Below are 17979 nucleotides of genomic sequence, written 5' to 3'. Positions count from 1 at the left end.
GATCACTCGGCAGCCTTTGGCGCGGCTTTCTTGGCCGCAGGCTTTTTGGCGGCAGCAGCCTTGGCCGGAGCCTTCTTGGCAGGCGCTTTGCGCGCGGCTGGCTTTGCCGCCTTCTCTGCCGCAGGCGCGGCCTTCTTGGCGGTGGCCTTTTTTGGCGCGGCTTTCTTCTTGCCCGGTGATTTGGCAACCTTTTCCGCAATCAGTTCCAGCGCCTGATCCAGATTGATCTCTTCGGGCACGATGTCCTTGGGGATGGTCGCGTTGACCTTTTCCCATTTGATATAAGGCCCGTATCGCCCCGGCATCACCGTGATCGCGCCGCCATCGGGGTGGTCGCCCAAAGCCTTGATCGGTTCCGCCGGTGCCGCTGCCCCGCGCCCGCGCGTGGCCTTCTGCGCCAGCACCTCCATCGCGCGGTTCATGCCGATGGTGAACACCTCTTCGACATCGGGGATGTTGGCATAGACCTTGCCATGCTTGACATAAGGCCCATAGCGGCCAATCGCCGCCTCGATCGGCTCACCATCCTCGGGGTGCAGCCCGATCTGGCGCGGCAGCGACAACAGCTCCAGCGCGCGCTCCAGCGTCAGGCTGTCCGCCCCCCAGCCCTTGGGCAGGCTGGCGCGGTCGGGCTTGGGCTGGTCTTCCGTCGCCTCGCCACGCTGGACATAGGGGCCAAAGCGCCCTGCCCGCAGGCTGATCGGCAGGCCATTCTCGTCATTGCCTAAGATTCGGCCATCGGCCCCGCCCGCATCTTCGCCACCCGAAATCGGGCGGGTATAGCGGCATTCGGGGTAATTCTTGCAGCCGATGAAGGCCGACCCCGACCGCGCGGTTTTCAGATGCAGCCGCCCCGTGCCACAGGTTGGGCAGATCCGCGGATCAGATCCATCCTCGCGCAGCGGGTACAGATGGGGCGACAGGAAATCATCAATCTTTTCCAGCACCTCGCCAATCCGCAGATCGGCGGTTTCGGCGACGGCGGCGGAAAAATCGCGCCAGAACCGTTCCAGCACATCCTTGTAATCCAACGACCCCGCCGACACGTCATCCAGCTGGTTTTCCAGATCGGCGGTGAAATCATATTCCACATAGCGGCGGAAGTAATTGGTCAGGAACGCAGTGACCAACCGCCCCTTGTCTTCGGGGATTAGCCGGTTCTTGTCCTTGCGGACATATTCGCGGTCCTGAATGGTGGACAAGACCGAAGCATAGGTCGATGGCCGCCCGATGCCCAGCTCTTCCATCCGCTTGACCAGCGTGGCTTCGGTATAGCGCGGCGGGGGTTGTGTGAAATGCTGTTCGGGCGCGATATCGCGCTTTTCCGCCGGTTCGCCCTGCATGATCTGCGGCAGGCGGCCACCTTCTTCATCCTCGTCATCGCGGCCTTCGTCATAGACCTTGAGGAAACCGTCGAACTGCACCACTTGGCCCGTGGCGCGCAAGGTGACCTGCCCATCGGCGCTGCCCACATCCACCGTGGTGCGTTCCAGCCGCGCGGCCGCCATCTGGCTGGCAATCGTACGCTTCCAGATCAGGTCATAAAGGTTGGCCTGATCCTTTTCCGACAGGCGCAGCTTTTCGGGCGCTGCCGCCATTTCGGTCGGGCGGATACATTCGTGGGCTTCCTGCGCGTTCTTGGCCTTGTTCTTGTAGAGGCGCGGCTGGTCGGGGACATAGGCCGCGCCAAAGCGGTCCTTGATCGCGTCGCGCGCCTGGGTCACCGCCTCGGGAGCCATGTCGATGCCATCGGTCCGCATATAGGTGATGTGCCCGGCCTCATACAGCCGCTGCGCCGTGCTCATGCACTGTTTCGCGCCCATGCCCAGCTTGCGGCTGGCCTCTTGCTGCAGGGTCGAGGTCATGAAGGGCGGATAGGGGTTGCGGGTGGCAGGCTTGGCCTCCACGCTTTGCACGGTCAATGGTCGGGATGTGACAGCCTGCACCGCCAATTCGGCGGCTTCTGACGTGGTAATGTCGAATTTGTCCAGCTTCTTGCCGCCCAGCACCGTCAGCCGCGCCTCGAACTCCTGGCCCCGCGGGGTGACCAGCACCGCCCGCACCGACCAGTATTCGCGGGCGCGGAATGCCTCGATCTCCATCTCGCGCTCGACGATCAGGCGCAGGCAGACCGATTGCACCCGGCCCGCCGATTTCGACCCCGGCAGCTTGCGCCACAGCACCGGCGACAGGGTGAAGCCCACCAGATAATCCAGCGCCCGGCGGGCCAGATAAGCCTCGACCAGCGGCGTATCAATCTCGCGCGGGTTCTTCATCGCCAGCGTCACCGCATCCTTGGTGATGGCGTTGAAGGTCACACGGCTGACTGTCTTGCCCTTCTTCAGGCTGCTGGCGAGGGCCTCGCGCAGGTGCCAGGAAATCGCCTCGCCTTCGCGGTCAGGGTCGGTCGCCAGGATCAGCGTGTCATCGGTTTTCAACGCCTCGGTGATGGCGCGGATGTGCTTTTTGCTATCGGCCGCCACTTCCCATGTCATAGCGAAATCATGCTCGGTATCGACCGACCCATCCTTTGGCGGCAGGTCACGGACATGGCCATAAGAGGCCAGAACCGTATAGTCAGAGCCAAGATATTTGTTGATTGTCTTGGCCTTGGCAGGAGATTCGACTACGACGACGGCCATGACATTCCCTTTTGCACGAAAGCCCCGAGAGGCGCGGCAAGATGTGGGCGAAGCGGTGTGAATGTCAATGCAACAATCTGGGGAAGACTCTGTGGCGCATCAGACGTGGCACGATCCAGCCCCGAAGAGCGTGCAAAAAGCGCGCGGGTGCCGGCTCAGTCAATGCGGCTGAGCAACCCGCCGGGCGCGCGCTGCACCCGGCCTTCCAGTTCAAGCGTCAGCAGATGATGGGCCACCTTGGCGGGTGGCATCGACAGATCGCGGATCAGCTGATCTTCGGCCAGCGGGCTGGGGCCAAGTCGCGCCAGGATCTGGCTGTGCACCGCCGCGATATCCGCCAGCGGCCGGCGTGGCGGGACAGGGCCGGGAACCGGCTCGGCCACCGGTTCGGGCGGCAGTTCAGGCGGCGGGGCGGGGAAATCGACCACGGTGCCGCCCACCACCTCCAGCACATCGGCCGGCCCCCGGATCAGCGTCGCCCCGTCGCGCAGCAGCTGGTTGCAGCCTGCCGCGCGGGCATCGAACGGATGACCCGGCACCGCCAGCACATCGCGCCCCTGATCCAGCGCGGTTTTCGCGGTGATGATCGACCCGGATCGGGACGCCGCCTCAACCACCACCACGGCGCGCGACAGGCCCGAGACAATGCGGTTGCGTTGCGGAAAGTGCCGGGCCTGCGGCAGCAGTCCCATGGGTTGTTCCGACACCAGACAGCCCTGTTCGGCAATCTGCGCCATCAGCCGGGCGTTTTCCTCTGGGTAGGCCACATCGACCCCGCCCGCCTGTACCGCCACGGTGCCGGTCAGCAGCGTCGCCTCATGCACCGCTGTGTCTATGCCGCGCGCCAGCCCCGAGACGGTGACAAACCCGGCCTGCGCCACGCCATCGGCCAGCCGCCGCGCCATGCGCAACCCAAGGGATGACGCGTTGCGCGCGCCCACCAATGCCACCAGCGGGCGGTGCAGCAGGGCCGCATCGCCCATCACCCAAAGCACCGGCGGCGCATCGGGCAGATCGCACAGCGGCAGCGGATAGGCCCCGGCCCCCCAGACGATCAGCTGTGCCCCGGCCGCGCGGCCCTGTGCCAGCTCATGCCGGGCCACCTCAACCGGGCAGACCGCATAACTTTCAAGCCCCGCCGCGCGGGCCACATCGGGCAAGGCCGCCAGGGCCGCCCGCGCAGACCCATGTTCCGACAGCAAGCGGTGAAAGGTGACCGGGCCGACCTTTCGGGAACGAATGAGACGCAGGCAATCCACAGGATCATCGTCCAGGGGTGTGGGGTGGGGTGTGGGGTTGGATGTCAGTCCCATGTCCGCCTCGCCTCATTCGCAGGGCTACACTGCACCGGGTAAGGTTAACAGCAGGTGAATCCACACCAGACTCCAAAGACCGCCGGTTTTGATTTCGCAGCGCCCCGCCGCTGCGAGGGTTCTGGGTAGACGGCCTGCCATGGGGTTTCCGCTGGCTCTGACGAAAACAGGCCGGCAAGTGTCGGGAAGATGATGGACGCCGCTTCAAAAGTTTGATCAAATGTTGCGCAACAGCCCGTACCGGGCCCTATGGGAGCGCCAAGCCATGTTGAACGCCGAAGTTGCCCTGCGCCGCGAAGATGCCATCTCACGCGGGGTCGGGATGATGACCCAGATCTACGCCGACCGCGCCCTGAATGCCGAGGTCTGGGATATCGAGGGCAACCGCTATATCGACTTTGCGGCCGGCATTGCGGTGGTCAACACCGGCCATTGCCACCCGCGCGTCATGGCGGCGGTCACCGAACAGCTGGGCCGCTTTACCCACACCTGCCATCAGGTGATGCCCTATGAAAACTACATCCGCCTGGCCGAGCGTCTGAATGAAAAAGTGCCGGGCGAGTTCAAGAAGAAGACCATCTTCGTCACCACCGGGGCCGAGGCCTGTGAAAACGCGGTGAAAATCGCCCGCATCGCCACCGGGCGCAATGCGGTGATCGCCTTTGGCGGCGGGTTTCATGGCCGGACCTTCATGGGCATGTCGCTGACCGGCAAGGTCGAACCCTATAAAAAGGGCTTCGGCGCGATGATGCCCGATGTGTTCCACGTCCCCTTCCCGATGGAACCGCATGGCATTTCCACCAAGGATGCGATGGCGGGCATTGAAAAGCTGTTCAAATCCGATCTGGACCCGGCACGCGTGGCCGCCATCATCTTTGAACCGGTGCAGGGCGAAGGCGGCTTCTACCCCGCCCCCGCCGATCTGGTCAAAGCCATCCGGGCGCTGTGCGACACCCATGGCATCGTGATGATCGCCGATGAGGTGCAGACCGGCTTTGCCCGCACCGGCCATCTGTTCGCGATGGAGGCTTATGGCGTCAGCGCCGACCTGACCACCATGGCCAAGGGGCTGGCCGGCGGTCTGCCGCTGGCCGCTGTCACCGGGCGGGCGGATCTGATGGACGCGGCCAACCCAGGGGGCCTGGGTGGCACCTATGCCGGCAACCCGCTGGGCGTGGCCGCCGCCAATGCGGTGCTCGATGTGATCGAGGACGAAGACCTGTGTGCCCGGGCCAATGAACTTGGCAGCCGGCTGAAACAGCGGCTCGAATCGATCCGCGCCACCGCGCCCGAAATCGTCGACATCCGTGGCCCCGGCTTCATGGTGGCGGTGGAATTTGCCAACCCCGGCACGAAGGCGCCCGACGCCGGCTTTACCGCCCGCGTCCGGGCCGAGGCGCAAAAGCGCGGGCTGATCCTGCTGACCTGCGGCGTTTACGGCAATGTGGTGCGCTTTCTTGCCCCGATCACCATTCCCGATGCACATTTTGCCGAAGGGCTGGATATCCTGGAAGCCTCGGTCGCCGCCGCCCGCAACGGCTGATCGCGCGCCTCCTCAGCCCCACCGCCCGCCAGCCTCGCGCTGTCGGGCGGTGCGCAAGACACGGGCTCTGGTGCTTTGCCGGAAGGTGACGTTACGGCAAGTAGGGGTCAGACCGCGACATCACGACACCAAAGCCACCAGGCATCAGCAAATGCTAACTTTTGGTTGAGAAAGCAGTGACAACTGCTCGCGAATGGGTTGTAGATGATTCGGCATCGCGCCCTCATCGCTGATACCGGAAGCCTGTCAAACCTGATGTCGTTCACTGCTGATCATTTTCCCAGTTTCGAAGATTTCGCCGATCAGGACAGGATAGAGCCTGTGCTGGCCAACGTTGTGCGCCATTGCGGGGCATCGGCCGGCCTGCTGCTGGTCGGCCCGCCCGACATTACGGCGGCGGTCCGGGTGGCGCACCCCGAGTCGGCGCTGACAGATCTCTGTGCGGCGGTGACATCGGGCCAGATCTCGGAGGATCTGACAAAAGGCACCCTGCGCCGGCTCGATCTGGGCTGCATCGGCGGGCAGCCCGCTGCTCTGGTGCTGCGCCTGGGCAGAAAGCCTTTGCCGCCCGGCGCGGCGACCTCTCTGGAAACCCTGCGAAGCTCTTTGCGCAGGGCACTGGACCGCTGGTGTTCGGGCATCAACGCGGCCCGTCTGGAGGGTCTCGCCGCGCTGTTCGAAGTCTGGATCTGGGAAACCGATGCGCAGGGCAAGCTGACCTATCTGTGCCCCCCGGCCCCCGACCCGAGCCAGCCTGTCCCGCGGGACAGCCGCTTGCAGGCCGATGACTGGGCCGGCGTTGACTGGTGCAGCCTGCAGGCGCGCATGGCGCAACACGTGCCGATCCACAACCACATCCATGCCGTGACCCTGGCCGATGGCACGCAGCGCTGGCTGCGCAGCAACGGCACGCCAAGGCGCGATGCGGCAGGCAGGTTTCTGGGCTATACCGGGCTCAGCTCGGAACGGGTGCAACCGTCAGCCGAAGAGCAAAATGCCATCGCCGCCTATGACCGGCTGGCCGCCATTCTGGCTGTCGTGCCGAACCTGATCTTTGAAATCACCGCCGACGGGCGCTACACCGATTTTATCGCCGGCCCGTCGGATCAGCTGGCAGACGCGCGCGAGTCCCTGCCCGGCCGTCTGTTCGAGGACGTGCTGCCGCCCGATGTTGCCGCCAAAAGCCGCCTGGCGCTGCAAGAGGCCCTGGACACCGGCCGCAGCGCCCCGATCCGCTTCAGGCTGGACCAGCGCTGGTATGAATCTGTCGGCGCGCGCAAGGCCGGGACCACCCGCAACGATCAGCCGACCGTCATCTTTGTGGTGCGCGATGTCACGCAGGACATGCAGAAATCCGACGACCTGAGCCGTCTCAACCGGGTCGTCGAGAACATGTCCAACCTTGTGGTGGTCGTCGACCCCGCGCAGCGGATCACCTGGGCCAACCGCGCCTGGGAACAGCGCACCGGCTGGACTCTGGCCGAGGTGCAAGGGCGCGAGCTGGCCGGTCTGGTGCGCGGACCCAATCCTGACCCCGACAACAAAGCGGCCGTCGACCGCGCCATTGAACAGGCCGAGACATACCATGGCCAGACGGTCAACTTTGACCGCCAGGGTGAGGCCTATTGGATCGACTTCAACATCCTCCCCTTGTTCGACAGGGATGGCAATGTCACCGGGCATGTCGCGATCGAAACCGATGTCACGGCTCAGAAAGCGGGCGAGGCGAAGGCAGCCGTTCTCGCCGATGTGGCAGACCGCATGCGTGAACAGCTGTACAATGCCATCGAAACCCTGCCCGACGGCGTGTTGATCTGGGATGCCGATGAGCGGCTGGTCTTTGCCAATTCGGCCTACAAGCGGATGCATCCCGCCGTGGCCGATATCCTGGTGGCCGGGGTGCATCAGCAGGACGTGCTCAATCTTGGCCTCGAAAAGGGAATCTTTCGCGACGCCGTCGGCCGGGTCGACGAATGGATCGCCGAACAATGGCAACGCTACAAAAACCCCAATATCGACGAGGTGATGGCCTCCGATGACCGCTGGATCCGGCGGGTCGATCTACGCACCCCCGATGGCGGGCGGATCGCGGTGCGGATCGACACCACCGAACGCCATCGCCAGATCGAAGCGCTGGACGAGGCGCACCGGTCCCTGGCCGAAGCCCGGGACTCGCTGGCGCAGATCATCGAAAGCGCGGATGTCGGCACCTGGGATTGGCGCGTCGACACCGGCGCCTTGCGGATCGGCGGGCGCTACGCCCAGATGCTGGGCTATACCCCCGAAGAACTGGGCGAGCCGTCGGATGCCATGTTCCGCGCCCTTGTGCATCCCGAAGATCTGCTGCGTCTGGACCATTCGGAACGCCAGGATTTTGCCCCCCTGCCCGACGGCCGCGAGGCCGTGCGCGAACATCAGCTGCGCATGCGCCGCAAGGATGGCAGCTGGGCCTGGATCATGTCGCGCTCTGCCGTCACCGAGCGGGCGCCCGATGGCACGCACAAGGCGGTCGTGGGCATTCACCTCGACATCACCGAGCGCAAGAAGCTGGAAGATCTGGTGCTGAGCAATCAGTCCTTCCTGACCGAGGTGATGGACACCTCGATTTCGGCCATCGTGGTCATGGATACCCGCGACCGCATCACCTATGCCAATGCCGAGGCAGAACGCATTCTGGGCCGGGATCGGAACACCATCGAAGGTCTGCTCTTTTCCGATCCGATCTGGCGCATCACCGATCCGGACGGCGCCCCCTTGCCCACCGAAGCCCTGCCCTGCCGCCGGGCGCAGAGGGAAAACACCATCGTGCGGGATGTGCGCATCGGCATCGAATGGCCGGACGGCACCCGGCGCATCCTGTCGGTCAACGCGGTTCCGCATCACGGGATCGACCGCAACGCGTCTGAAAAACTCACGATCGCGTCTTTTGTCGACATCACCGAAGAGCTGCACAAGGCGGCACGGCTGGAGCATGCGCTGCTCGAAGCGCAGGCCGCCAGCCAGTCGAAATCCACCTTCCTTGCAAACATGAGCCATGAAATCCGCACCCCTCTGAACGGAGTCCTCGGCATGGCCGAATTGCTTGACGGCCTTATCAAGGACCCCCGCGAAAAGGACATGATCGGAACAATCCGCCGCTCGGGCGAGTTATTGCTCAATGTCCTCAACGAGGTGCTGGACATGTCGAAAATCGAAGCAGGGAAGATGGTCATCGAGCAGATCCCCTTCATACCCGCAGAAATTGCGCGGCAGGTCGAGCCGCTGCACGGGCTGCGGGCCGAAGAAAAGGGTCTGGACTTCGAGGTTCTCACAAGCTCCGGCTCCGAAAAGCCCCGGTTGGGCGACTCGTTCCGCATCCAGCAGATCCTGAACAACCTGCTCAGCAACGCGATCAAATTCACCGAAAGCGGCTCGGTCTCGCTCACCATGTCGGCCCGCCCCGGCAAGCCCCTGACCATCGAGGTCCGCGATACCGGCATCGGCATGTCCCCCGATCAGGTCCGGCGCATCTTTGACAACTTCGAACAGGCCGAAGGCGGCACCACACGCCGGTTCGGCGGCACCGGGCTTGGCATGCCCATCGTGCGCAATCTGGTCGAACTGATGGGCGGAACCATCGAGGTCGACAGCCGGCTGGGCGCATGGACCCAGGTGAAGATCTCGCTTCCCCTGGCCGAAACCGTCGAAGCCGCGCTGGTGCAGGACATCAAAAGGCCCGACCGAACCCGCCTTGCCTCCTTGTCCGGGGTTTCCCTCCTGATCGCCGACGATTCGGCGACCAACCGCATGGTGATCACCGAAATGCTGAAAGACACCGGGGCCGAGGTGGTTCTGGCCAACAACGGTGCCGAAGCGGTCGAGCTTTGGCGCAGCCGGTCCGAGGCCGGCATGCCGTTCGACATGCTGGTTCTGGATATCGCCATGCCGGTGCTGGACGGCACCGGCGCGCTGCAGGCCATCCGCAAGACCGGTCTGCCCGGATCACAGGTCCCGGCCATCGCGGTGACCGCCAATGCCATGTCGCATCAGGTGTCGGAATACATCATGGCAGGCTTCGATTCGCATGTGCCCAAACCCTTCCGCCAGGCCGAGCTCATCCATGCCGTTTCAATCCTGTTAACAAGGGCATGACACAACCAAGGCCTGAATCGCACAACGCCTGATTGACCGGCCTTGTGGACAAGTCTTCACATCCTGAAATCTGCCGGCGTTCGACACGAGACTTCCATTGTGCAGCCACAATTTGATGGACTATGTTCGCTGGCAACAAAAGTGCCACTGCTCGATCAGGAGGGCTGTTTGTGAGTATGAGTTCAGGGAGTATCGCGCAGATGACAAGAGATGACGCCGGCCAGTCGCCTGCGGTTGTTCTGCTTGCCGAAGATGATGAAATCAATCAGCAGATCGTGCGCCATCTGCTGTCGGATTTTCCGTTCATCGAGCTTGTGATCGCCGCCGATGGCAAGGCCGCGCTGGAAACCGCAATCTCGCAGCGGTTTGATCTGATGATCTTTGACCGCCACATGCCCCTGATCACCGGTGACCGGGTGATCCGGCATCTCAAGGCCGCCAGCACCATCAACACGCTGACCCCGATGATCCAGTTCACCGCCGACATCGACCATGCCAGCACCCCGGGCGTCGGCGATCAGGCCGATGCGATGATCCCGAAACCGATCCAGAGCGATGTGTTCCGCACCACCGTTCTGCGGCTCTTGGGCCGTCTGCCGGGCGCGTCGTGACCCGCTGATTGGGTCTCAATCCGTTTCTAATCATTAAGAAATACTTAAATTCCGCCCAATTTATGCCTCAAAGACCCGCTTAGGTGAAAAGAGTAGCCAAAGGTGGTAATAACGATGGGCAATATGCGTTATCTTGCAGTGGATGATGATCCGGCGTTTCATTATGTTCTGACGAAGATGATGAGCCAGCTTGGATATCAGCCCCCCGTCTGCGTCACCTCTGCTGCAGAAGCGCTCACCTGCCTGTCCAACCCGCATGAGCATTTTGATGCGATTCTGCTCGATATCCAGATGCCGGAAATGGACGGGATCGAGGCCTGCCAGCACATCCGCGCCATGGCCCATCACAGCACCACCCCGATCATGATGGTCACCACCATGGTCGGGCGCGATTATGTCGATCAGGCCTTTGCCGTCGGGGCCACCGACTATCTGACCAAACCGATCAACCGGATCGAGTTGCAGGCCCGGCTGGGCATGCTCGACCGCCTTGTGCAGGAACACAACCTGGCCCGGTCGCTGCAATTCGCCATGGAGTCGATGGACGATGTGCCGGGCATGCGCTTTGCCTTTGAAGAGCCGGTCGCCTTGCCCAAATGCGGCTCGCTGATCGAATATCTCGCGCTGGAAAACCACCTGCTGACCCTCAGCCGTCTGAAGCTGCACAGCCATACTGCCGTGGCCTTTCAGGTTGTCGGCGGGGCCAGCCTGTTTCGCCGCCTGAACCGGATGGAATTTCTGGACTGCATGGCCGATGTCGGGTCGGCCATTGCCGCCTGCATGAAGCGTCAGAGCTTTCTGCTGGCCTATGCCGGCAGTGCCGAGTTTGTCTGCATCCTCAACCGGTCACAGCCGCTCGACACGCAGGAAATCGAACATGAACTGGCCGCAGAACTGATGGCCTATGACGCTGTCTATGAAAGCCTCGGCCTGCCGATGCTGGAGGCCCGGGTCGGGGCCACGGTGCATTCGGGCCTGTTCTCGACCTCGGCCGTCAAGACAATGCTGGGCCGTGCCCGGGCCTCGGTGCGCGGACAATCGACCTATCAGCTTCAGTTTCTGGCAGGGTAAGGCACAGAGCAATGACACAATCGGCAGATTCCTGGGCGCGCGCACTGCTGCCGCAATTTCTCGACATGACCGCGTCGCGGCAGATCGAGATTGATATCGAGCGGGGCGCACTGGAAGCGGGTGATGACCCGGCGACCGCCGCCCGCGAAATCTGCAAGGTCGCGCACAAGATCTCGGGGACGGCGGCAAGCTTTGGCTTTGCCACGCTTGGCAGTCAGGCACAACGGGTCGAAGACCTGTGCAAGCAGGTCTGCGACCTGTCCGGCGCGGCGCAGACCCAGGCCGTACAGCAAGAATTGCTGCCCGCCCTGGATGCCCTGGGGCGGGAACTCGACACGGCGCTTGCCGGCGCGGCCTAGATCGCCGCCGCGCAGAAATATCCGCATCATCGCGGAAAGACTGGAACTTTATCCAGACCCGGCGCGTTGTGAGGCATAGAGACGTGCAATCAACCCAACGAGGCTGCCTCATGAAAAAATTTGCCCTTATGTCCGCCCTTGCCCTGTCGCTGGCCGCTTGCCAGACCACCGACCAGAACGCCGCCCTCGGCGCATTGGGCGGCGCAGCCGTCGGTGCCGCAGTGACGGACAGCACCCAGGGTGCGCTGATCGGTGCCGCTGTCGGCGTGGCCGCATCCACCCTGATCGGCCCGGCTCCCCAGCGTGGCCAGTGCTACTACCGCGACCAGAATGGCAACCGCTTCATCGCGGCCTGCTGATCTGACACCTGTGCCGGCCTGATCCGGCATGGGGTTGAAAAGGGCGGCACCGGACCCCCGGTGCCGCCTTTTTCTGTCCCGCCCGCAGCAGACACTTCTGGCGCAGCGCCGGGCTTTCCACCGCGCCACTCTGCCGGTATGACCGGGGCCACGCGCAGCCAAGGCCCCCCGATGACCCAAGCTTCAGCCCTGCCCCCACAAGACGCCGCCATGGCCGGCATCACGCTGGCCGGTGCCGCTGTCACGCTCTCGGGGTGCGCGGTGCTGCATGACCTGTCGCTGCACCTGTGCGAACAGCGCATCGGCATCCTTGGGCGCAACGGTTCGGGCAAATCCACCCTGTTGCGGCTGATCGCCGGTCTGATCACGCCAGACAGCGGCACCGTAAGGGTAGAAGGCTGCGACCCCGCCCGCGACCGCAAGGCCATGCTGGCCCATCTGGGCATCCTGTTCCAGAACCCCGACCACCAGATCCTGTTTCCCACAGTCGATGAAGAACTTGCCTTCGGCCTGGTCCAGATGGGCATGCCAAAAGCCCAGGCACAGGCGCGTGTCACCGCCCATCTGGCACAGCATGGTCGCAGCCATTGGCTGGGGGCCTCGGTCACCAGCCTGTCACAGGGTCAGCGCCAATGGCTCTGCCTGCAATCGGTCCTGTTGATGCAGCCCCGCACCCTATTGCTTGACGAACCTTTCGCCGGTCTGGACCTGCCCACGCAAACCCGGCTTGTGCGCCGCCTTGCCACCCTGCCGCAACGGCTGATCACCATCACCCACGACCCGGCCAGCCTGTCCGGCTTTGACCGGGTGATCTGGCTCGACGGTGGCACCATCGCCGCCGATGGCCCGCCCGCGCGCGTGTTGCCGCAGTTTGACGCCGAGATGCAGCGCCTGGGGGGCCTTGATGCTGACGCTGACCTCGCCGGTTGAAACGCCGCTCCACCGCATCCCGGCAGGGGTCAAGCTGGCCGCCCTGGCCCTGTTCACCCTTGTGCTGTTCCAGCTCTCCACCCCCCTTGCGCTCAGCCTCGCGCTTGTCGCCCTCATCGCCCTTTCCCTGACCGGCGGCCTGCGCTTTGCCCGCCATGGCGCGCGCATGCTGCGCCCGCTCTGGCCCTTCGTGGGTCTGATCACCCTGTGGCATCTGTGGCAGGACGATCTTACGGCAGGCGCGGTGATCCTGCTGCGGATGACGGCGGCCGTCGCGGCGGCCAACCTCGTCACTATGACCACCCGCCTGTCCGATATGATCACCGTGCTCGAACGCCTCGCCCGCCCGCTGGCGCCCCTCCTGCCGCCGCGCAGGCTGGCGCTGGCCATCGCGCTGGTGATCCGCTTCATCCCGGTGCTGTCGGACCGCACGGCCCTGCTGTCCCAGGCCTGGCGCGCCCGCTCCCCCCGCAAGCCCGGCTGGCGGCTGGCCGCCCCCGCTGCCCTTGCCGCCCTTGATGATGCCGAACAGGTCGCGGCAGCCTTGCGCGCCCGGGGGGGCACGGGGTAAGACGCTGCAAAACACCGAGGACCCGATGGAACGCAGCCTGACCCATATCGCCCTGTTCGCCGCCCTGATCGCCGTGCTGGGCCTTGTGCCGCCGCTCTATCTGGCCGGTGCCGTGCCGATCACGGCGCAAACGCTGGGCATCATGCTCTGCGGCACCGTGCTGGGGGCCAGACGCGGCCTGCTGGCGGTCTTGCTGTTCCTGCTGCTCGTCGCCCTCGGCCTGCCGCTCTTGTCGGGCGGACGCGGTGGCCTTGGCGTCTTTGTCGGCCCCTCGGCGGGCTTTCTTGTCGGCTTCCCCCTTGCCGCCTTTGTTGCAGGCTGGATCATGGAGCGCACCACCCTGCCGCCGTTCTGGGCGGCAACGGCAGGCGGGGTCATCGGCGGCATCGGCGTGATGTATCTGTGTGGCATCACCGGCATGGCCATCGTCCTGAACAAGACCTTTGCCGAAGCCTCGATCCTGGCCCTCGCCTTCCTGCCCGGCGATGTGATCAAGGCGGTGCTGACCGGCCTTGTCACCCAATCCATCGCCCGCGCCCGCCCCGCCGCGCTGCTGGCCCGCGCCTGAGCCGTCGCGGCTCAGCGCTGCACCAGCAGCGCGGAGCCAATCCCGCCAGCCGAGGCAATCGCCGCAAGGCCAACCCCGGCGCGCAGGCCATGAAACAGCCGCACCGCCAGCACCGCGCCAGAGGCCCCAATCGGGTGTCCCCGCGCCAAGGCACCGCCCTGTAGGTTGACGCGCAGCGGGTCCAGCCCGGCCCGCGCCACACAGGCCATCGCCTGCGCGGCATAGGCTTCCATTACCTCGGCTTGCGTTACATCCGCCGCTGACAGCCCCGCTTTCGCCAGCGCCGCCGCAATCGCCGGCACCGGGGCAAGCCCCGGCTGCTCCGGGTCCGCCCCCAGCGTCCGCCCGCCCAACACCCGCAAGGCCCCGGCCGAGCCAAAGCGATCCGCCGCCACCAGACAAAAGGCCGCCCCATCCGCCGCCACCGCCGCCGTGGCCCGGGTGATGCTGCCCGCCACCACCGGGGCCCGCGCCAGCAGGCCCAAAGTCAGCCGCCGCGCAAACACATCGCGCGACACGCCCGCCAAGGGCACAATCTCGGGCCAGTCCGCCACGGCAAGCGCCTTGGCATGGCTCTGCACCGCCCAAGCCTCCTGCGCGGCGCGGTCATAGCCGCAGATCACCGCCAGATCCGCCGCCGCCTCTGCCATGCGGGGATTGCGCCCGGGCCAGGGCGTGAACGGCGCCTCGTCATATTCCACCGGCGGGCCGCCCTCCGGGTCGGTCACAAACCGCAACGGCCGGCGCGAGAAACTCTCCACCCCGCCCGCCAGCACAAGATCGGCATGGCCCGCATCCACCAGCGCCGCCGCCAGCAGCACCGCATCAAGCCCCCCCGCGCATTGCCGGTCGATCGTCAGCCCCGCGATCCGTTCGGGCAATCCCGCCGCCAGCGCAATCCGCCGCGCCGGATTGCCCCCGGGCCCGATGGCATTGGCGCAGATCACCTCATCCACCGCCCCGCGCCCCGCATCCGCCAGACAGGCGCGCAGCACCGGCACCGCCAGCTCCTCCAGCGACAGCCGCGCAAAGGCCCCGCCCTTGGGCACGATCCCCGTGCGCCGCGCCGACAGGATCACCGCCACGCGTCCACCTCGCGCTGCAAAAGCCCAAGATCGGTCTTGCCCGACGCCAGCACCGGCCAGTCCTGCCGCCAGATCACCCCGCGCGGGGCGACCATAGCCCCCAGCCGCGCCCGCGCCTCTGCCATGATCTCGCCCTCCCGCGCAGGATCTCCGCTCAGCACCGCCATCAGCACATGCCCGCGCACCGCCTCCGCCCGGGCCAGCACCGCCGCCCGCTCCACCCCCGGCAGGCCCGCCAGAAACCGCTCGATCTCTTCGGGAAACACATTCTGCCCCGCGACCGTCACCATCCGCCCGGCCCGCCCGCGCAACACCAGCCCGGCAGGGGTCAGCGCCGCCATCTCGCCCACGCAGAGCCAGCCGCCCCGCCAACGCGCCGATCCGGGATCGTCCCCGGCATAGCGCTCAAAGACATATGGGCTGCGCAGCCAGACCTCTCCCACAGCCCCCTCCGGCAGATCACGGCCCGCCGCATCGCAGATCCGCAGGTCCACCCCCGGATAGGGCCGCCCCACCGTCTCCGCCGCATCTTCCGGCCCGGACAGCGAGATGAAACTCGCCTCCGCCGCCCCGTAAAACTCCCGCACCTCTGCCCCCGGGGCCACCGCCTTCAACGCCGCGCGCAAGCCCGGTTCCAGCTTGGCCCCTCCCACCAGCACCAGCCGCAGATCGGGCCACGCCACCCCGCAGGCCAGCATCTGCGCAACATGCACCGGTGTGGCATAGATCACGCCGATGCCACGCGCCGCCACCATCTCCGCCATCCGATCCCAGCGCAGCCCATCCAGCAGATGGACCTCCGCCCCCAGCGCCAGCCCCTCCAGCGCGGCATAGAGCGCCAGCGACTGCGACAAGCGCCCCGGCACCGCCACCCGCACCCCCGGACCAATCCGGAACATCGCCGCATTCACCGCGAAACTCGCCAGCCAGGACGCCTGGCTGCGCAGCACGCGCCGCGCCCCGCCCAAAGACCCCCCGGTCAGCGTCTCGAACTGGCCCGGCCCGGCCTCGACCGCGCCCGCGCCGCCGATGCGAAACCCACGCCCCTGCCCCGCCAAAGCCGCCGCCAAGGCCGCGCCCCCCGGCCGGTCTGCCAGCACCGGTGCAAACACCCCCGCGCGTGAAACCTGCTCGCCCTCCGGCCCGATCAGGCGCGCCGCGTCATGCCAACGAAACACGCTGCCGTCATCCTGATCAAATACGCCCGCCAGAGGCATCCGCCCCGGTCCGCCTGCGACCGGGCTCAGGTCAAGACCAAAGTCCGCATCCGCCGCAAGGCCAGCAGATACCCTTCCGTCCCGAACCCCGCGATCACCCCATCCGCCCGCAAGGACACATAGGAATGATGCCGGAACGCCTCGCGCTTGTGCACATTCGAGATATGCACCTCCAGCACCGGCCCGTCAAAAGCGTTCAGCGCGTCCAGAATGGCCACCGATGTATGGGTGAATGCGCCGGGGTTGATGATCACCCCCGCGCCCGCCCCCCGCGCCTCGTGAATCCAGTCGATCAGAACGCCCTCATGGTTGGACTGGTGAAAGCGCACCCCCAGCCCCAATTCCGCCGCCAGCGCCGCACAGCCCGCCGCCACATCCGCCAGCGTCTCGCGCCCGTAAATCTCGGGCTGGCGCATCCCCAGCAGGTTCAGGTTAGGTCCGTTCAGAATAAAGATGGGCTTGGTGGGGTCAGACTGGGCCATGATGTCCTCTTTGCAATGGACACCATGCTATCCATGCCGCGCGCGACAGGAAACCCGCATTTGCACAGGCGGCTCTGCAACCTGTGCCAACAGGGCGGCCCCCACAGCAAAAAAAGAGGCCCATGCCGCAAGGGGCAAGGGCCTCAGGGAGACGCCGTCAGCCTGTGCTCAGGCAACCTTTTCCAGAACCACGTCCTGCTGGATTCCCAAGGCGCGCACCACTTCGCGGGTCAGGTGCGGGCGGTTCAGGGTGTAAAAGTGCAGATCCTCAACCCCGCCTTGCAGCAGGTTGTCGCAAAGCTGGGTGCAATGGGCCAGCGCATACAACTCCTCGCGCCCGTCCCGCGCCGCAGTGGTGAACGCCTCATCCAGCCGCGCCGGCACCTCTGATCCGCAGCGCTGCGCGAATTTCTTCGCCCCCGCCCAGCTGGTGATCGGCAGGATGCCCGGAATGATCGATGCCGTGATCCCCTCCTTCACGCACAGATCGCGGAAGCGAAAGAACGTATCGGCATCAAAGAAAAACTGGGTAATGGCGCTGGTCGCCCCCGCATCGATCTTGCGCTTGAGCCAGCGCACATCGGCAAGGCTGTCGGCCGCATCCGGGTGCGGCTCCGGATAGGCCCCAACGCGCAGCTTGAATTTCCCGGTGGCGGCAAGCGCCTCGATCAGCTCCACTGACGACGCAAACCCATCGGGATGCGCGGTAAACCGCTCCGCCCCTTTGGGCGCATCGCCACGCAGCGCCACGATCTCGGTCACGCCCGCCTCGGCATAGGCCGCCGCAATCTCCAGCGTCTCGGCCCGCGTCGCATCCACGCAGGTCAGATGCGCCGCCACGTTCAGCCCGTAATTCTTGCCGATCGCCGTCACCGCCTCATGTGTCAGCTTGCGCGTCGTGCCGCCCGCGCCATAGGTCACCGACACGAACTCCGGTTGCATCGGGGCCAGCGCCTGCACGGTTTCCCAAAGACGGAACGATGCGTCCAGCGTCTGGGGCGGGAAAAACTCGAACGAGATGCGCGGCGTGGCCATGGTCTTCTCCTTGTGATGCCCTCTTGTCGCAGATTCGGCGATGTGAGACAAATTCATAAACT

Annotated in this window: 15 protein-coding genes; 9 read left to right on the top strand and 6 right to left on the bottom strand. The window is 65.3% G+C overall.

Going from position 1 to position 17979, the window contains the following annotated elements; all coding sequences use genetic code 11:
* Positions 1 to 2: 2 nt before the first annotated feature.
* Together topA and dprA are read right to left on the bottom strand one after the other, a co-directional pair.
* Entirely contained in the window at positions 3 to 2642 is a 2640-nt protein-coding gene (gene topA / locus CXR43_RS03945; protein ID WP_103332690.1) for a type I DNA topoisomerase, read from the bottom strand.
* A 155-nt stretch (positions 2643 to 2797) separates the two neighbouring features.
* Positions 2798 to 3955 (bottom strand): DNA-processing protein DprA, encoded by a 1158-nt coding sequence (gene dprA, locus CXR43_RS03940; RefSeq protein ID WP_103332689.1) that lies wholly within the window; start codon positions 3953 to 3955, stop codon positions 2798 to 2800.
* 265 nt (positions 3956 to 4220) lie between these two features.
* On the opposite strand from dprA, the gene CXR43_RS03935 reads away from it, so the two are divergent.
* From CXR43_RS03935 to CXR43_RS03895, 9 genes are all read left to right on the top strand, one after another.
* Positions 4221 to 5498, top strand: a complete 1278-nt coding sequence (locus tag CXR43_RS03935) for a 4-aminobutyrate--2-oxoglutarate transaminase (RefSeq protein WP_103332688.1) — start codon at positions 4221 to 4223, stop codon at positions 5496 to 5498.
* Positions 5499 to 5702: 204 nt separating this feature from the next.
* Positions 5703 to 9629: a PAS domain S-box protein gene (locus tag CXR43_RS03930; RefSeq protein WP_103332687.1), complete on the top strand. Its 3927-nt coding sequence runs from the start codon at positions 5703 to 5705 to the stop codon at positions 9627 to 9629.
* 200 nt (positions 9630 to 9829) lie between these two features.
* Positions 9830 to 10240 carry a response regulator gene (locus CXR43_RS03925; protein WP_168219735.1) on the top strand — a complete coding sequence of 137 codons (411 nt, stop codon included), beginning with the start codon at positions 9830 to 9832 and terminating at the stop codon, positions 10238 to 10240.
* 123 nt (positions 10241 to 10363) lie between these two features.
* The gene (locus tag CXR43_RS03920; RefSeq protein ID WP_168219734.1) at positions 10364 to 11311 is read left to right on the top strand and encodes a response regulator; all 948 of its coding nucleotides are present in this window, start codon (positions 10364 to 10366) and stop codon (positions 11309 to 11311) included.
* An 11-nt stretch (positions 11312 to 11322) separates the two neighbouring features.
* The gene (locus tag CXR43_RS03915) at positions 11323 to 11670 is read left to right on the top strand and encodes an Hpt domain-containing protein (protein WP_103332684.1); all 348 of its coding nucleotides are present in this window, start codon (positions 11323 to 11325) and stop codon (positions 11668 to 11670) included.
* Between the two features lie 110 nt (positions 11671 to 11780).
* Positions 11781 to 12029, top strand: a complete 249-nt coding sequence (locus CXR43_RS03910) for a YMGG-like glycine zipper-containing protein (protein WP_103332683.1) — start codon at positions 11781 to 11783, stop codon at positions 12027 to 12029.
* A gap of 171 nt (positions 12030 to 12200) precedes the next feature.
* Entirely contained in the window at positions 12201 to 12959 is a 759-nt protein-coding gene (locus CXR43_RS03905) for an energy-coupling factor ABC transporter ATP-binding protein (protein WP_435530781.1), read from the top strand.
* Positions 12934 to 13530: an energy-coupling factor transporter transmembrane component T family protein gene (locus CXR43_RS03900; RefSeq protein WP_103332682.1), complete on the top strand. Its 597-nt coding sequence runs from the start codon at positions 12934 to 12936 to the stop codon at positions 13528 to 13530. Before CXR43_RS03905 ends, CXR43_RS03900 begins: the two co-directional genes overlap by 26 nt.
* Positions 13531 to 13555: 25 nt before the next feature.
* Complete coding sequence (locus CXR43_RS03895) at positions 13556 to 14098, top strand: biotin transporter BioY (RefSeq protein ID WP_103332681.1); 543 nt, start codon at positions 13556 to 13558, stop codon at positions 14096 to 14098.
* Between the two features lie 11 nt (positions 14099 to 14109).
* On the opposite strand, the gene CXR43_RS03890 is transcribed toward CXR43_RS03895, so the two are convergent.
* From CXR43_RS03890 to metF, 4 genes are all read right to left on the bottom strand, one after another.
* Entirely contained in the window at positions 14110 to 15183 is a 1074-nt protein-coding gene (locus CXR43_RS03890) for a thiolase family protein (RefSeq protein WP_103332680.1), read from the bottom strand.
* Complete coding sequence (locus CXR43_RS03885) at positions 15174 to 16400, bottom strand: class I adenylate-forming enzyme family protein (protein WP_103332679.1); 1227 nt, start codon at positions 16398 to 16400, stop codon at positions 15174 to 15176. Before CXR43_RS03885 ends, CXR43_RS03890 begins: the two co-directional genes overlap by 10 nt.
* A 26-nt stretch (positions 16401 to 16426) precedes the next feature.
* Positions 16427 to 16882 carry a type II 3-dehydroquinate dehydratase gene (aroQ, locus tag CXR43_RS03880; protein ID WP_103332678.1) on the bottom strand — a complete coding sequence of 152 codons (456 nt, stop codon included), beginning with the start codon at positions 16880 to 16882 and terminating at the stop codon, positions 16427 to 16429.
* 168 nt (positions 16883 to 17050) lie between these two features.
* Entirely contained in the window at positions 17051 to 17917 is an 867-nt protein-coding gene (gene metF, locus CXR43_RS03875; protein WP_103332817.1) for a methylenetetrahydrofolate reductase [NAD(P)H], read from the bottom strand.
* Positions 17918 to 17979: the final 62 nt, after the last annotated feature.

This window comes from Pseudotabrizicola formosa, assembly GCF_002900965.1.
Lineage (GTDB): Bacteria > Pseudomonadota > Alphaproteobacteria > Rhodobacterales > Rhodobacteraceae > Pseudotabrizicola > Pseudotabrizicola formosa.
This window is presented reverse-complemented; position numbering and strand designations above follow the sequence as displayed.

Excerpts from the sequence above, each read along its gene's own strand:
- topA (WP_103332690.1), bottom strand. The coding sequence starts at position 2,642 with ATGGCCGTCGTCGTAGTCGAATCTCCTGCCAAGGCCAAGACAATCAAC.
- dprA (WP_103332689.1), bottom strand. The coding sequence starts at position 3,955 with ATGGGACTGACATCCAACCCCACACCCCACCCCACACCCCTGGACGAT.
- CXR43_RS03935 (WP_103332688.1), top strand. The coding sequence starts at position 4,221 with ATGTTGAACGCCGAAGTTGCCCTGCGCCGCGAAGATGCCATCTCACGC.
- CXR43_RS03930 (WP_103332687.1), top strand. The coding sequence starts at position 5,703 with ATGATTCGGCATCGCGCCCTCATCGCTGATACCGGAAGCCTGTCAAAC.
- CXR43_RS03925 (WP_168219735.1), top strand. The coding sequence starts at position 9,830 with ATGACAAGAGATGACGCCGGCCAGTCGCCTGCGGTTGTTCTGCTTGCC.
- CXR43_RS03920 (WP_168219734.1), top strand. The coding sequence starts at position 10,364 with ATGCGTTATCTTGCAGTGGATGATGATCCGGCGTTTCATTATGTTCTG.
- CXR43_RS03915 (WP_103332684.1), top strand. The coding sequence starts at position 11,323 with ATGACACAATCGGCAGATTCCTGGGCGCGCGCACTGCTGCCGCAATTT.
- CXR43_RS03910 (WP_103332683.1), top strand. The coding sequence starts at position 11,781 with ATGAAAAAATTTGCCCTTATGTCCGCCCTTGCCCTGTCGCTGGCCGCT.
- CXR43_RS03905 (WP_435530781.1), top strand. The coding sequence starts at position 12,201 with ATGACCCAAGCTTCAGCCCTGCCCCCACAAGACGCCGCCATGGCCGGC.
- CXR43_RS03900 (WP_103332682.1), top strand. The coding sequence starts at position 12,934 with ATGCTGACGCTGACCTCGCCGGTTGAAACGCCGCTCCACCGCATCCCG.
- CXR43_RS03895 (WP_103332681.1), top strand. The coding sequence starts at position 13,556 with ATGGAACGCAGCCTGACCCATATCGCCCTGTTCGCCGCCCTGATCGCC.
- CXR43_RS03885 (WP_103332679.1), bottom strand. The coding sequence starts at position 16,400 with ATGCCTCTGGCGGGCGTATTTGATCAGGATGACGGCAGCGTGTTTCGT.
- aroQ (WP_103332678.1), bottom strand. The coding sequence starts at position 16,882 with ATGGCCCAGTCTGACCCCACCAAGCCCATCTTTATTCTGAACGGACCT.
- metF (WP_103332817.1), bottom strand. The coding sequence starts at position 17,917 with ATGGCCACGCCGCGCATCTCGTTCGAGTTTTTCCCGCCCCAGACGCTG.